The 13,801-nt window shown below is 51.9% G+C and carries 11 protein-coding genes; 8 read left to right on the forward strand and 3 right to left on the reverse strand.

Features of this window, described 5'->3' with window-relative positions; all coding sequences use genetic code 11:
• Positions 1–8 precede the first annotated feature (8 nt).
• A complete protein-coding gene (gene hslJ / locus HV352_RS11035; protein WP_046274558.1) occupies positions 9–428 on the reverse strand; it encodes a heat shock protein HslJ in 420 nt (139 codons plus the stop codon).
• Between the two features lie 112 nt (positions 429–540).
• Positions 541–1,530 carry a 2-hydroxyacid dehydrogenase gene (locus HV352_RS11040; RefSeq protein WP_003833196.1) on the reverse strand — a complete coding sequence of 330 codons (990 nt, stop codon included), beginning with the start codon at positions 1,528–1,530 and terminating at the stop codon, positions 541–543.
• Between the two features lie 690 nt (positions 1,531–2,220).
• Between HV352_RS11040 and HV352_RS11045 the strand changes: the two genes are divergently transcribed.
• The 4 genes from HV352_RS11045 to HV352_RS11060 all read left to right on the forward strand — a co-directional run bounded on the left by HV352_RS11045 (position 2,221) and on the right by HV352_RS11060 (position 5,692).
• Positions 2,221–4,860 (forward strand): YdbH family protein, encoded by a 2,640-nt coding sequence (locus HV352_RS11045; RefSeq protein WP_065554421.1) that lies wholly within the window; start codon positions 2,221–2,223, stop codon positions 4,858–4,860.
• On the forward strand, positions 4,857–5,048 hold the full coding sequence (locus tag HV352_RS11050; protein WP_016156612.1) for a YnbE family lipoprotein: 192 nt from the start codon (positions 4,857–4,859) through the stop codon (positions 5,046–5,048). Before HV352_RS11045 ends, HV352_RS11050 begins: the two co-directional genes overlap by 4 nt.
• A 7-nt stretch (positions 5,049–5,055) precedes the next feature.
• Positions 5,056–5,379, forward strand: coding sequence for a YdbL family protein (locus HV352_RS11055; protein ID WP_016156611.1), 324 nt, complete (start codon positions 5,056–5,058; stop codon positions 5,377–5,379).
• 127 nt (positions 5,380–5,506) lie between these two features.
• Complete coding sequence (locus HV352_RS11060; protein WP_016153181.1) at positions 5,507–5,692, forward strand: hypothetical protein; 186 nt, start codon at positions 5,507–5,509, stop codon at positions 5,690–5,692.
• 43 nt (positions 5,693–5,735) lie between these two features.
• Here the strand turns inward: HV352_RS11060 and azoR are convergent, their stop codons facing one another.
• Entirely contained in the window at positions 5,736–6,341 is a 606-nt protein-coding gene (gene azoR, locus HV352_RS11065) for an FMN-dependent NADH-azoreductase (RefSeq protein WP_006684422.1), read from the reverse strand.
• 201 nt (positions 6,342–6,542) lie between these two features.
• On the opposite strand from azoR, the gene hrpA reads away from it, so the two are divergent.
• The 4 genes from hrpA (at position 6,543) to cybB (ending at position 13,641) form a co-directional block, all read left to right on the forward strand.
• The gene (gene hrpA / locus HV352_RS11070; protein ID WP_181635421.1) at positions 6,543–10,445 is read left to right on the forward strand and encodes an ATP-dependent RNA helicase HrpA; all 3,903 of its coding nucleotides are present in this window, start codon (positions 6,543–6,545) and stop codon (positions 10,443–10,445) included.
• Positions 10,446–10,530: 85 nt separating this feature from the next.
• Positions 10,531–11,322, forward strand: coding sequence for a YdcF family protein (locus HV352_RS11075; RefSeq protein ID WP_275943214.1), 792 nt, complete (start codon positions 10,531–10,533; stop codon positions 11,320–11,322).
• A 199-nt stretch (positions 11,323–11,521) separates the two neighbouring features.
• A complete protein-coding gene (aldA, locus tag HV352_RS11080) occupies positions 11,522–12,961 on the forward strand; it encodes an aldehyde dehydrogenase (RefSeq protein ID WP_016153178.1) in 1,440 nt (479 codons plus the stop codon).
• A 149-nt stretch (positions 12,962–13,110) separates the two neighbouring features.
• On the forward strand, positions 13,111–13,641 hold the full coding sequence (gene cybB / locus HV352_RS11085; protein WP_019076843.1) for a cytochrome b561: 531 nt from the start codon (positions 13,111–13,113) through the stop codon (positions 13,639–13,641).
• Positions 13,642–13,801: the final 160 nt, after the last annotated feature.

Consider the following 13,801-nt stretch of genomic DNA (forward strand, 5'->3'; position numbering starts at 1 on the left):
CGCGTTTCCTACATTAAATCCGCGAGTTTATACGTCAGCGTTTGTTCTGCTGTTGCCAGTGTTAACTGGTCAGCAGTCAGATCGACCTGTGCGCCTTGCTTAAACATGTCGCTGACGATCCCGTCGAGCGCGTTAAGCTGCGGATCGGCGCACATCATGCGGGTCATCGCCATATCTTTAACCTTCAACTCGCCGTCGGACAGTTTGCCCTGACCGTGGAATTGATTACACATCTTTCCCGATACCGTCATGTTTTCGCCAAAACTCAATTCGGGTTGGTTATTAGCGACGGTGACGGCTTTACCATTCACGCTCTGCAAAACGAAGCGGTGATGCTGCAACTGTTCGCGATTGACGGAAACTTTTCCATTGCTCACACAGCCAGCCATCAGCATGCTGAGCGCAATCAACGTGACAACTTTTTTCATTCAATTTCTCTACGTTTGTGACGGGAATACATTCAATATAATAATGATACTGAAGATTTTAGCATCGGTGATTATCTGAAAATGCCCCCCTGAATCCAGGGGAGCACGGGGATTAGAAGAGGGCGTTTGGACAGGTTTCGCCTTTGGAGATCTGTGCCAGATTCTGCAGTGTGGTCTCAGAAATGCTGGTCAATGCTTCGGCAGTGAGGAACGCCTGGTGACCTGTGAACAGCACGTTATGACAGGCCGACAGGCGGCGGAACACATCATCCTGAATCACGTCATTGGATTTATCTTCAAAGAACAGGTCGCGTTCGTTTTCATACACGTCCATACCCAGAGAACCAATTTTCTGGTTTTTCAGTGCATCGATAGCGGCTTGTGAATCGATCAACGCCCCGCGGCTGGTGTTAATAACCATCACGCCATTTTTCATTTGCTCAAAGGCTTCGTGATTGAGCAGGTGATAATTCTCCGGCGTTAACGGACAGTGCAGGGAGATGACATCGGACTCCGCGAACAGCGTTTTAAGATCGACATATTCAACGCCTAACTCCAGTGCGGCAGCGCTTGGGTAGGGATCAAACGCCAGCAGGCGCATCCCAAAACCTTTCAGGATCCGCAGTGCCGCAATCCCAATCTTACCGGTACCGATCACCCCAGCCGTTTTGCCATACATGGTAAAGCCGGTCAGCCCCTCAAGAGAGAAGTTGGCATCACGAGTACGCTGATAGGCGCGGTGAATACGGCGATTCAACGTCATCATCATGCCAATCGCATGTTCAGCGACGGCTTCCGGTGAATAGGCTGGCACACGGACGACCTGCAGGCCGAGCTCTTTTGCCGCGTCGAGATCGACGTTATTGAAGCCGGCGCAACGCAGCGCAATATATTTCACGCCATGCTTTTTCAGCTCTTCCAGAACCGGGCGGCTGCCATCGTCGTTGACGAAGATACAGACAGCTTCACAGCCATGGGCTGTTTTGGCTGTTTTCTCCGTCAGCAGAAAGTCAAAGAATTCAAGTTCAAAACCAAAAGCCTCGTTAACCTGCTGCAGATACTTCTTGTCGTACTGTTTTGTACTATAGATGGCGAGTTTCATAAGACTTTCTCCAGTGATTTTGACGTCACATTAATTCAATTCAAATTATTTTACAAAATCTAAAAAGTTATTGATAGTCATAGGCGTAATGAATAATTTCAGCGCATCTGTTGTTAGTGTGGGCAGGTTACTCAATTTCAACAACTGGATATTTTTCCGTCCAACTCAATACCCGTAATCGATGCAGGTAAAAAGCCAGCCGAATCACATCCAGACAGCTACGCTTATACAGGTAGCAAATATCGGGAGGGGTCATGTTAACTCACTCTGAAGCAAAGCGATGGGCCACCTTAATGCTTAAGGCGGCATTATGTGATGGTATGAAACCTGAGGAGATTTCCCGGCAGGTACATCTGGTCTGCGATCATCATGGTAGGGAGTGCCTCGAAGAGCTCATTGAGGAAATTCTGATAGAAGCTGGTCGTTTAGGACCTAAACATAGCGATGGAGAACTGAGGCCTCATTGAGTCTGAGTTCTTTATATTCCCGACGGCACGTGTAACAGCGTGCCATATAAAATTATGCATTATCTTATTGAAATAATTGTTATTTTATTGATTCCCGTTGATTAATAAATAGTGCATATACTTCATGGGAATTTATTCTTAATGTGGGCATATCCTGTTAAACATGCCACAATACTGGCCTAAACCGGCTTAAATTTTCGCTAAATCAGGATATTAACTACCCATGAAGGGTAAATATAAAGCCGCTCTGGCACTTCTCTTATTATTGATTCTCGTGCCGCTGACGTTGGTCATGACGCTTGGCCTGTGGGTTCCTACGCTGGTGGGCGTTTGGTTACCTGTTGGCACGCGCATCGCGCTGGATGAGAGCCCACGGCTGACACGGCATGGGCTGCATATTCCGGAACTCCGTTATCTGGTCGATGATTGCCCGCTAGCGCGCATTACTCAGGCCGATCTTTCCCATCCCAGCCGCTGGTTGCTCAATGTCGGGACTATTGAGCTGGATTCCGCTTGCTTGGCTAAATTACCGCAGACAGAAGCGTCTCCGGCAGCGCCCAAAACGCTGGCTGAATGGCAATCGATGCTGCCCAATACCTGGATTAACATCGACAAAGTTATTCTCTCCCCCTGGCAGGAGTGGCAGGGAAAACTGTCTCTCTCGCTAACGCCATCGACCCAGCAACTGCGCTACCAGGGTGAAAAAGTGAAATTCCAGGGGCGTCTGCACGGGCAAAATCTCACGGTAAATGAGCTGGATATAGCCGCGTTTGAAGGGCAACCGCCGGTAAAACTGGTCGGTGAATTTACCATGCCACTGGTTCCTGATGGACTACCGGTGAGCGGTCATGCGGTTGCTACTCTGAGCTTGCCGCAGGAGCCCTCACTGGTGGACGCCGAACTGGAGTGGCAAGAAAACAGCGGACAACTGATCGTCATGGCGCGGGATAATGCCGATCCGTTGCTCGATCTTCCGTGGGAAATAACCCGTCAGCAATTAACCATCAGCGACGGTCGCTGGAACTGGCCTTATCAGGGATTCCCGCTCAGCGGGCGGTTGGGCATGAAAGTTGAAAACTGGCAGGCCGGGCTGGAAAATGCGGTGGTGAGCGGGCGTCTGAACATACTGACCCAAGGCGATGCAGGTAAAGGAAACGCCGTATTAACGCTGGGGCCGGGTAAGCTGGGTGTGGATAGTAGCGACATGCCGTTACAGTTGATAGGCGAGGCGAAACAGGGTGACCTGATCTTTTACGCCAAATTACCCGCCAGACTCACCGGAAGCCTGAACGACCCGCAGCTGGCTTTCGAGCCAGGAGCGCTGCTGCGTTCGCGTGGACGGGTGATTGACTCGCTGGATATTGACGAAATTCGCTGGCCGCTGGCGGGCGTAAAAGTAACGCAGCGCGGCGTAGATGGCCGTCTGCAGGCTATATTGCGCGCGCATGAAAACCAGATGGGCGGTTTTGAATTGCATCTGGATGGTCTGGCAAATGATTTTCTCCCTGACGCGGGTCGCTGGCAGTGGCGGTACTGGGGAAAAGGCAGCTTTACGCCAATGCATGCGCGTTGGGACGTGGCGGGTAAGGGCGAATGGCATGACAACACCCTGAAGCTTTTTGATCTCTCCACCGGATTTGACCACCTGCAATACGGCACCATGAAGGTAGAAACCCCACGCCTGGTGATGGACGAGCCGATCATCTGGGTACGGGATGCCAACAAACCGACTTTTAGCGGCGCGCTGTCGCTGGACGCAGGGAACACCACTTTTACCGGGGGGAGCGTGTTACCGCCGTCAACCCTGAAGTTCAGCGTGGAAGGCACCGACCCGACGATTTTCCAGTTTAAAGGCCAGCTTCACGCGGGCGCGATAGGTCCAGTACAGGTAAATGGCCGTTGGGACGGGATCCGCCTGCGCGGACAGGCCTGGTGGCCAAAACAATCGCTCACCGTATTCCAACCGCTCATCCCACCAGACTGGAAAATGAAGCTACGTGAAGGTGAACTGTATGCGCAGGTTGCGTTTTCCGCTGCCCCGGAACAGGGCTTTGAAGCGGGCGGCCATGGGGTATTAAAAGGCGGTAGCGCCTGGATGCCCGATAACCAAATTAATGGCGTCGATTTTGTGTTGCCTTTCCGGTTTAGTGAAGGCGCATGGCAACTGGGTACGCGTGGACCTATTTCACTGCGTATTGCGGAAGTGGTGAATCAGGTGACGGTGAAAAATATCGCCGCCGATCTACAGGGGGCGTATCCCTGGAGTGAAGACAATCCGTTACTGTTAAGCGATGTCAGCGCCGAACTGCTAGGGGGCAAAGTCATCATGCAACAACTGCGGATGCCGCAGCACGATCCGGCATTATTACGGGTGCAGAATATCTCTTCCAGCGAGCTTATCAGCGCGGTTAATCCCAAGCAATTCGCTATGTCTGGCCCGGTCAGCGGTGCGTTGCCGTTATGGCTGGATAACGAAAAGTGGATCATTAAAGACGGCTGGCTGACCAATCCGGGGCCTATGACGCTGCGTATTGATAAAGACACGGCGGATGCCGTCGTCAAAGATAATATGGCAGCCGGTGCGGCCATTAACTGGCTGCGTTATATGGAAATAAGCCATTCCTGGACGAAAATAAATTTGGATAATCTCGGTGTCTTAACCATGCAGGCAACCGTAACTGGCAATAGCCGGGTGGATGGCAAAGTGGGGACGGTTAATTTGAATTACACCCATGAGGAAAACGTCTTTACGCTATGGCGTAGTTTGCGTTTTGGCGACAATTTACAGGCATGGCTTGAACAAAATGCAGCGCTGCCAGAATCCCATTGCCCGGAAGGCAAGGAATGTGAGGAACAACAATGAAAACGATAGCTGCCATGCTGGGTCTGCTGGCTTCATCTCTGCTGATCGGGTGCACACCCAGAATCGAAGTGGCTGCGCCTAAAGAGCCGATCACTATTAATATGAACGTCAAAATCGAGCATGAGATCCATATCAAAGTCGATAAAGACGTTGAGAGCTTATTAAAATCGCGCAGCGATTTGTTCTGAGGTCACGATGAAAAAACAGCTTGCAGTGATCCTGGTGGCATTGAGTTTATTCAGTGGCAATGGGTGGGCATTGACCTTGAATGAAGCCAGATCCCAGGGGCGGGTGGGCGAAACGCTTAATGGTTATCTGGTGGCATTGCAAACCGACGCCGAAACGCAGGCGCTGGTGAGTGAGATTAATAAAGCACGCAGCGCCAGCTATCAGCAACTGGCTGAGAGCAATAACATTCCTCCAGATGAAGTGGCGAAAATGGCCGGACAAAAGCTGGTCGCTCGGGCTAAACCAGGGGAGTACGTCCAGGGCATCAATGGTAAGTGGTTGAGAAAATAATAAATCTTCTCTGCACACAACCGGAGAGGCACGACGCTGACTTATTCATCGACATCGCAATAGTTGCCACACGGCATCAAACTGAGGCTGATATAGTTCAACACCGGTCGCGTTGCGGAGTGAAATCATGTGGCTTTTCAAGTGGTATGTCTGGAATCGTTGGATATTCAAGCTGTTAAGCCGGGATGTTGCCGAGCCAGAACAATTTTTGCTGCATTGCTGGGAAGAGAATCTGGCGAAGTGCAGAGATTATGCAACCATCTGGCGCGATATTAACCGCATTCACGGCAAACAGGTGCAGGTAAAGAAGTAAATGCTGGAGAAACCCTCCCACCGGATGGTGAGAGGGTGAAGTATCAGGCAGCGACGACGCTGTCGATAGCGGCTTTCGCATCGGACTGCGCTTTGGACGCCACTTCCGGGCCGTACGCAATGCCTTCAGCAAAGACGACGTTCACGTCGGTGATGCCGATAAAGCCCAGGAATACGTTCAGATACGGCGTGATCAGGTCGGTCGGCGTATCTTTATGGATACCACCACGGCTGGTCAACACGACTGCGCGTTTACCCGTCACCAGACCTTCCGGACCTTTCTCGGTATAACGGAAAGTCACACCTGCGCGGGCAATCAGATCGAAATAGTTTTTCAGCTGGGTTGGGATGTTGAAGTTATACATCGGCGCGGCGATAACAATCACATCATGCGCTTTCAGCTCAGCAATCAGCTCATCGGACAACGCCAGCGCTTCCTGCTGACGCGGTGTCAGCGGTGCATCGCTCGGGCGCAGCGCACCCACCAGTTCGCCATCCAGTACCGGAACAGGATTTGCAGCCAGGTCACGGACGGTGATTTCATCAGCGGAGTGCTTTTCACGCCACTGTTCAACAAAATAATCAGACAACTGACCAGACTGAGAGTACCCTGCCAGAATACTGGATTTAAGAACTAATACCTTGCTCATGGGTGTTTCCTTTTATGTGTTTGAAGGGGGTGTGCCCCGTTGCTTGTTGACACTTTATTCACAATCCTGTCGCAGTGATAGCGCAATATATCGAATCCTATGTTCGAAATTATTGAACAACACATGAAAAGCGCTGATGTGGTACTCTATACCTATCATCTAAAAGAGATTTAACCCGGCAGAGCACTGCCTTTTAACGCTATGACAGAACAACAAAAATTAACCTTCAACATGTTGCAGCAACAGCTGGATTCACTGATGCTGCGTGACAGACAGCGTTTTGCCCGCCGCCTGCAGGGCGTGAAGAAGGTTAAAAATCCTGATGCACAACAGGCCATTTACCAGGAGATGGCAAAAGAGATTGATCACGCTGCAGGTAAAGTTGTGCTGCGCGAAGCCGCGCGTCCGGTCATCAGCTACCCGGAAAACCTGCCCGTCAGTCAGAAAAAACAGGATATTCTGGAAGCGATCCGCGATAACCAGGTGGTGATTGTCGCCGGGGAAACGGGATCAGGGAAAACCACCCAGTTACCCAAAATCTGTATGGAGCTCGGGCGCGGGGTAAAAGGGCTGATCGGCCATACCCAGCCGCGTCGTCTGGCGGCGCGTACCGTGGCGAACCGTATTGCAGAAGAGCTGCAAACCGAGCCGGGCGGTTGTATCGGTTATAAAGTCCGTTTTAGCGATCATGTCAGCGACAACACCATGGTTAAGCTGATGACGGACGGTATCTTGCTGGCGGAAATCCAGCAGGATCGGCTGCTGATGCAGTACGACACCATCATCATCGATGAAGCGCATGAGCGCAGCCTGAATATCGATTTTCTGCTCGGTTATCTGAAAGAGCTCCTGCCGCGCCGTCCGGATCTAAAAATTATCATCACTTCGGCGACCATCGATCCGGAGCGTTTTTCAAAGCATTTCAATAATGCACCGATTATCGAAGTCTCTGGTCGAACCTATCCGGTGGAAGTTCGCTATCGTCCAATTGTTGAAGACGCAGATGACACCGAGCGTGACCAATTGCAGGCAATTTTTGATGCCGTAGATGAGTTAGGCCGTGAAAGTCAGGGCGACATTTTGATCTTCATGAGCGGCGAGCGCGAAATCCGCGATACCGCCGATGCGCTGAATAAGCTGGATTTGCGCCATACCGAAGTGCTACCGCTGTATGCGCGTCTTTCCAACAGCGAGCAGAACCGTGTGTTTCAGTCGCACAGCGGTCGCCGTATCGTGCTGGCGACCAACGTGGCGGAAACCTCGCTGACCGTTCCGGGGATCAAGTATGTGATTGATCCGGGTACTGCGCGTATCAGCCGTTACAGTTACCGCACCAAAGTTCAGCGCTTGCCGATTGAACCGGTGTCGCAGGCCTCTGCCAACCAGCGTAAAGGCCGTTGCGGTCGTGTTTCGGAGGGGATCTGTATTCGTCTGTATTCCGAAGACGATTTCCTGTCGCGCCCGGAGTTTACCGACCCGGAGATCCTGCGTACCAACCTGGCGTCCGTTATTTTGCAGATGACCGCCTTGGGGCTGGGCGATATCGCGGCGTTTCCGTTTGTTGAAGCGCCGGATAAACGTAACATTCAGGACGGTGTACGCCTGCTCGAAGAACTGGGGGCGATAACCACCGACGAACAGGCAACCGCTTACAAACTGACGCCATTGGGCCGTCAGCTCTCGCAACTGCCGGTGGATCCGCGTCTGGCGCGCATGGTGCTGGAAGCGCAAAAACATGGCTGCGTACGTGAGGCGATGATTATCACCTCGGCGCTGTCTATTCAGGATCCGCGCGAGCGCCCGATGGACAAGCAGCAGGCCTCCGACGAGAAGCATCGCCGTTTCCACGACAAAGAGTCTGATTTCCTCGCATTTGTGAATCTGTGGAACTATCTCGGCGAGCAGCAGAAAGCGCTGTCGTCAAACCAGTTCCGTCGTCAGTGCAAACTTGATTTTCTGAACTACCTGCGCGTGCGTGAATGGCAGGATATCTACACGCAACTGCGTCAGGTGGTGAAAGAGTTAGGGATTCCTGTTAACAGCGAACCCGCTGAATACAGAGAGATCCACGTCGCGTTGCTGACCGGTTTACTGTCACATATCGGGATGAAAGATGCCGATAAACAGGAATTTACCGGGGCGCGTAACGCTCGCTTCTCGATCTTCCCAGGCTCTGGTCTATTTAAAAAACCGCCGAAGTGGACGATGGTAGCGGAGTTGGTGGAAACCAGCCGCCTGTGGGGACGTATTGCTGCACGTATCGATCCTGAATGGGTCGAACCGGTTGCCCAGCATCTGATCAAACGTTCATACAGTGAACCGCACTGGGAACGTGCGCAGGGCGCGGTGATGGCAACAGAAAAGGTTACCGTTTACGGTTTACCGATTGTTGCAGCCCGTAAGGTGAACTACAGCCAGATCGATCCCGCGTTGTCGCGTGAACTGTTCATCCGCCATGCTCTGGTGGAAGGCGACTGGCAAACGCGCCATGCGTTTTTCCGTGACAATTTGAAGTTACGCGCTGAGGTGGAAGAGTTAGAGCACAAATCACGCCGTCGCGACATTCTGGTTGATGATGAGACGCTATTTGAGTTTTACGACCAACGCATCAGCCATGATGTGGTCTCCGCGCGTCACTTTGACAGCTGGTGGAAAAAGGTCAGCCGTGAAACGCCGGATCTGCTCAACTTTGAAAAGAGCATGCTCATCAAAGAGGGCGCGGAAAAAATCAGTAAGCTGGATTACCCGAACTTCTGGCATCAGGGCAATCTCAAACTACGGTTAAGTTACCAGTTCGAACCCGGAGCCGATGCGGACGGTGTGACCGTACATATTCCGCTCCCGCTGCTCAATCAGATCGAAGAGAGCGGTTTCGAATGGCAAATTCCGGGGCTGCGCCGTGAACTGGTTATCGCCCTGATTAAGTCTCTGCCGAAACCGGTACGACGCAACTTTGTGCCCGCGCCGAACTATGCGGAAGCGTTTTTAGGCCGCGTCACGCCGCTGGAACTGCCGCTGCTCGACTCGCTGGAGCGTGAACTGCGCCGCATGACCGGCGTGACCGTTGACCGTGAAGACTGGCATTGGGATCAGGTGCCCGATCACCTAAAAATCACCTTCCGGGTAGTGGATGATAAGAACAAAAAGCTGCAGGAAGGACGTTCGCTGCAGGATCTGAAAGACGCACTGAAGGGTAAAGTGCAGGAAACATTGTCTGCGGTGGCGGATGACGGTATCGAACAGAGCGGGTTGCACATCTGGAGCTTCGGTCAGCTTCCGGAGAGTTACGAGCAAAAACGCGGTAACTATAAGGTAAAAGCCTGGCCAGCGCTGGTGGATGAGCGTGACAGCGTTGCCATCAAACTGTTTGATAACCCGCTGGAGCAACAGCAGGAGATGTGGTGCGGTTTACGCCGCCTGTTGTTGCTGAATATTCCTTCACCAATCAAATATTTGCATGAAAAACTGCCCAACAAAGCCAAGCTGGGGCTGTATTTTAACCCGTACGGTAAAGTGCTGGATTTGATTGACGACTGTATATCCTGTGGTGTGGATCAACTGATCGACGCCAACGGTGGTCCGGTGTGGACCGAAGAAGGCTTTGCGGCGCTGCATGAAAAAGTGCGGGCTGAACTGAACGATACGGTGGTGGATATTGCTAAGCAGGTCGAACAGATCCTGACTGCGGTGTTTAATATCAACAAACGTCTGAAAGGGCGCGTGGATATGACCATGGCGCTGGGGCTTGCGGATATCAAATCGCAGATGGGTGGGCTGGTGTACCGTGGATTTGTTACCGGCAATGGTTTCAAGCGTCTGGGCGATACGCTGCGTTATTTGCAGGCTATCGAAAAGCGTCTGGAAAAACTGGCTATCGACCCGCATCGTGACCGTGCGCAGATGCTGAAAGTGGATAGCGTGCAGCAGGCCTGGCAGCAGTGGTTCAATAAACTGCCTCCCGCGCGCCGTGAAGATGACGATGTCAAAGAGATCCGCTGGATGATAGAAGAGCTGCGCGTCAGCTATTTTGCCCAGCAGCTTGGTACGCCGTATCCGATTTCCGATAAACGTATTTTGCAGGCGATGGAGCAGATTTCGGGATAAATCGGTACCAGACAGCATACCGGGTAAGGTGACGTCACCGCCCGGTATGCAACCCGATAAAGTATTAAGATCAGGAGTCATGAGTATGAGCCAGTTTCCGACACTTTCCGCAACCACGCTTGCGGCGATCAATACCGTAGGGCGATGGCTGGCGCAGAATGATTTTACGGGGAATATCACCGTTCAGTCAGATTGCGTGATTCTGGCAGGGAACGCGGTTATTCCGACCATCGATGCCGCCTGCCGGATCGCGAAAGAGCAACAGGTTCCCCTGTTGATTAGCGGTGGCATCGGTCATTCCACACGATTTCTGTATGACGCGATTGCAGAGCATCCTCGTTACAACATCATTCGTACCACCGGGCGCGCGGAAGCGGCGATCCTTGCCGATATCGCACATCAGTTCTGGCAAATCCCGGGTGAGAAGATTTGGGTGGAAGACCAGTCAACAAACTGCGGTGAGAATGCCCGTTTTAGCTGTGCATTATTGAATCAGGCGACGGAAAGTATTCATACCGTCATTGTGGTACAGGATCCCACTATGCAACGTCGCACGATGGCAACCTTTCAGCGCGTAACCCGCGATGAGCCGCATGCGCCGCGCTGGTTGAGTTTCTCTGGATTCATCCCTGAGCTGGCCCAACAGCAAGACGGCGTGGATTTTGTGCCAGCAGCAGAAGGTTTGTGGTCAGTGGATCGCTATCTGTCTCTCATAACCGGTGAACTTCCTCGCCTGCGTGATGATGCCACCGGTTATGGGCCTTGTGGCCGCGATTTTATTGCCCATGTTGATATTCCTCAGAACGTTGAGCAAGCCTGGCAGCAGTTGCAAAATGACATCGTGCTGACTGACTTACTGGAGAGCCGCTCTCTGTAATTCCTGTTGCCCGTTTGTCGGCGTTTTGCGGCAAACGGGCAAAAATCACACCTGTTTTTTCCCTTCATCATCACTTTGCCAGACGCTTTTATGAAGCCGCTCACAGAACAGCCACTCCAGCCATAATACGACCTGCATGATTGATATTAATTAACAATAGTTTTACTTGTTAAAAACAAATCAATCACAGGAGAGCCGCATGTCAGTACCCGTACAACATCCTATGTATATCGATGGGCAGTTTGTGACCTGGCACGATGATGCCTGGATTGATGTCGTCAATCCAGCCACGGAAGAGGTGATCTCGCGTATTCCCGATGGACGTGCCGAGGATGCGTGTAAAGCGATCGATGCTGCACAGCGCGCTCAGCCGCAATGGGAAGCGCTGCCCGCCATTGAACGGGCGAACTGGTTACGCAAAATTTCTGCGGGTATCCGTCAGCGAGCCAGTGAAATCAGCGCCCTGATTGTGGCGGAGGGTGGAAAAATACAGCAACTGGCTGAGGTCGAAGTCTCGTTTACCGCCGACTATATCGATTATATGGCGGAGTGGGCGCGTCGCTATGAAGGCGAGATCCTGCAAAGCGATCGTCCGGGTGAGAATATTCTGCTGTTTAAGCGCGCTTTGGGCGTGACTACGGGCATTCTGCCGTGGAACTTTCCATTTTTCCTGATTGCCCGCAAACTGGCTCCCGCACTGTTGACGGGTAATACCATTGTCATTAAGCCGAGTGAATTTACACCGAATAACGCCATCGCCTTTGCCAAAATTGTTGATGATATTGGCTTGCCGCGCGGCGTATTTAATCTGGTGCTGGGACGTGGTGAAACGGTCGGTCAGGCGCTGGCCGCAAACCCGAAGGTGGCCATGGTGAGCATGACCGGTAGCGTCGGGGCGGGTGAGAAAATTATGGCTGCGGCGGCTAAAAATATCACCAAAGTTTGTCTGGAGTTGGGCGGCAAGGCCCCGGCTATCGTGATGGATGATGCCGATCTTGAACTGGCCGTAAAGGCAATTGTTGACTCGCGGGTGATCAACACCGGACAGGTATGCAACTGTGCCGAGCGCGTGTACGTTCAGAAAGGTATTTATGACCAATTCGTCAATCGTCTGGGTGAGGCGATGAAAGCCGTGCAGTTTGGTAATCCGGCTGAGCGCAATGATATTGCGATGGGGCCGCTGATTAACGCCGCTGCGCTGGAGCGTGTAGAGCAGAAAGTTGCACGAGCGGTGCAGGAAGGCGCCAGAGTGGTGCTGGGCGGTAAGGCTGTTTCCGGCAAAGGGTATTACTATCCACCGACGTTACTGTTAGACGTGCGCCAGGAGATGGCGATTATGCACGAGGAGACGTTTGGTCCGGTGCTACCGGTGGTAGCGTTTGATACGCTGGAACAGGCGCTGACGATGGCCAATGACAGCGATTACGGTCTGACCTCATCGATCTATACGCAGAATCTGAATACGGCGATGAAAGCGATCAAAGGGCTGAAGTTTGGCGAAACCTATATTAATCGTGAAAACTTCGAGGCGATGCAGGGCTTTCATGCTGGCTGGCGCAAGTCCGGGATTGGCGGGGCTGACGGTAAACACGGTCTGAACGAATATCTGCAAACGCAGGTGGTGTATCTGCAGTCCTAATTTTTCGCCGGGTGAGCCAGTACGCCACCCGGCGCAATTCTCACACTTTGCTGGCGATCCATAAGAATAAGCCGGGTGAGCAAAAGTTAATGAATTTTTAACAAAAGCCCGTTATGGTGACGCATTATTGTTTTTATTCAGGAAGTGTTATGGGGAATAAGTATTCTGGCCTGCAAATTGGCATTCACTGGCTGGTCTTTTTGTTGGTCATTGTGGCCTACAGCGCTATGGAGTTTCGCGGATTTTTCCCGCGCAGCTATCGTCCCTTATTTAACATGGTGCACGTATCCTGTGGCATCACTATTTTAACGCTGATGGTGGCGCGTCTGCTGGTCAGGCTAAAATATCCGGCACCGCCGATTGTGCCAAAACCGAAGCCGATGATGACCGGAATGGCGCATCTGGGGCATCTGGTTATCTATCTGCTGTTTATTGTTCTGCCGATTATTGGACTGGTGATGATGTACAACCGGGGTAACCCGTGGATTGCATTCGGCATCGTTATGCCGCATGCGGCAGAGGCCAATTTTGATGTAGTGGATATGCTGAAGTCCTGGCACGTGACGCTGGCAAATCTGGGCTATTTTGTTATTGCTCTGCATGCCGCTGCCGCCCTGATGCACCACTATTTCTGGAAGGACAATACGCTGCTGCGCATGATGCCGCGAAAACGCTCCTGATGTAATGCCCCGCAAATGCGGGGTATTTTTTTAGCCGATTATTTTTCCAGACATCATAAAAACTTACCGGCAAGATGGTTAAACAACGTCCAGTTCATCACACTCGCTACTTGATTGCTGCTCTTATTAAAACTACTGTATATAAATACAGTAAATGAGA

Origin of the sequence: Citrobacter sp. RHBSTW-01044 (genome assembly GCF_013781945.1) — a bacterium.
In the GTDB taxonomy this organism is placed as follows: domain Bacteria; phylum Pseudomonadota; class Gammaproteobacteria; order Enterobacterales; family Enterobacteriaceae; genus Citrobacter; species Citrobacter braakii.

Coding starts and splice junctions, on each gene's coding strand:
- cybB (WP_019076843.1), top strand. CDS start 13,111: ATGGGGAATAAGTATTCTGGCCTGCAAATTGGCATTCACTGGCTGGTC.
- HV352_RS11055 (WP_016156611.1), top strand. CDS start 5,056: ATGAAAAAACAGCTTGCAGTGATCCTGGTGGCATTGAGTTTATTCAGT.
- HV352_RS11045 (WP_065554421.1), top strand. CDS start 2,221: ATGAAGGGTAAATATAAAGCCGCTCTGGCACTTCTCTTATTATTGATT.
- azoR (WP_006684422.1), bottom strand. CDS start 6,341: ATGAGCAAGGTATTAGTTCTTAAATCCAGTATTCTGGCAGGGTACTCT.
- HV352_RS11040 (WP_003833196.1), bottom strand. CDS start 1,530: ATGAAACTCGCCATCTATAGTACAAAACAGTACGACAAGAAGTATCTG.
- HV352_RS11060 (WP_016153181.1), top strand. CDS start 5,507: ATGTGGCTTTTCAAGTGGTATGTCTGGAATCGTTGGATATTCAAGCTG.
- hrpA (WP_181635421.1), top strand. CDS start 6,543: ATGACAGAACAACAAAAATTAACCTTCAACATGTTGCAGCAACAGCTG.
- HV352_RS11050 (WP_016156612.1), top strand. CDS start 4,857: ATGAAAACGATAGCTGCCATGCTGGGTCTGCTGGCTTCATCTCTGCTG.
- aldA (WP_016153178.1), top strand. CDS start 11,522: ATGTCAGTACCCGTACAACATCCTATGTATATCGATGGGCAGTTTGTG.
- hslJ (WP_046274558.1), bottom strand. CDS start 428: ATGAAAAAAGTTGTCACGTTGATTGCGCTCAGCATGCTGATGGCTGGC.
- HV352_RS11075 (WP_275943214.1), top strand. CDS start 10,531: ATGAGCCAGTTTCCGACACTTTCCGCAACCACGCTTGCGGCGATCAAT.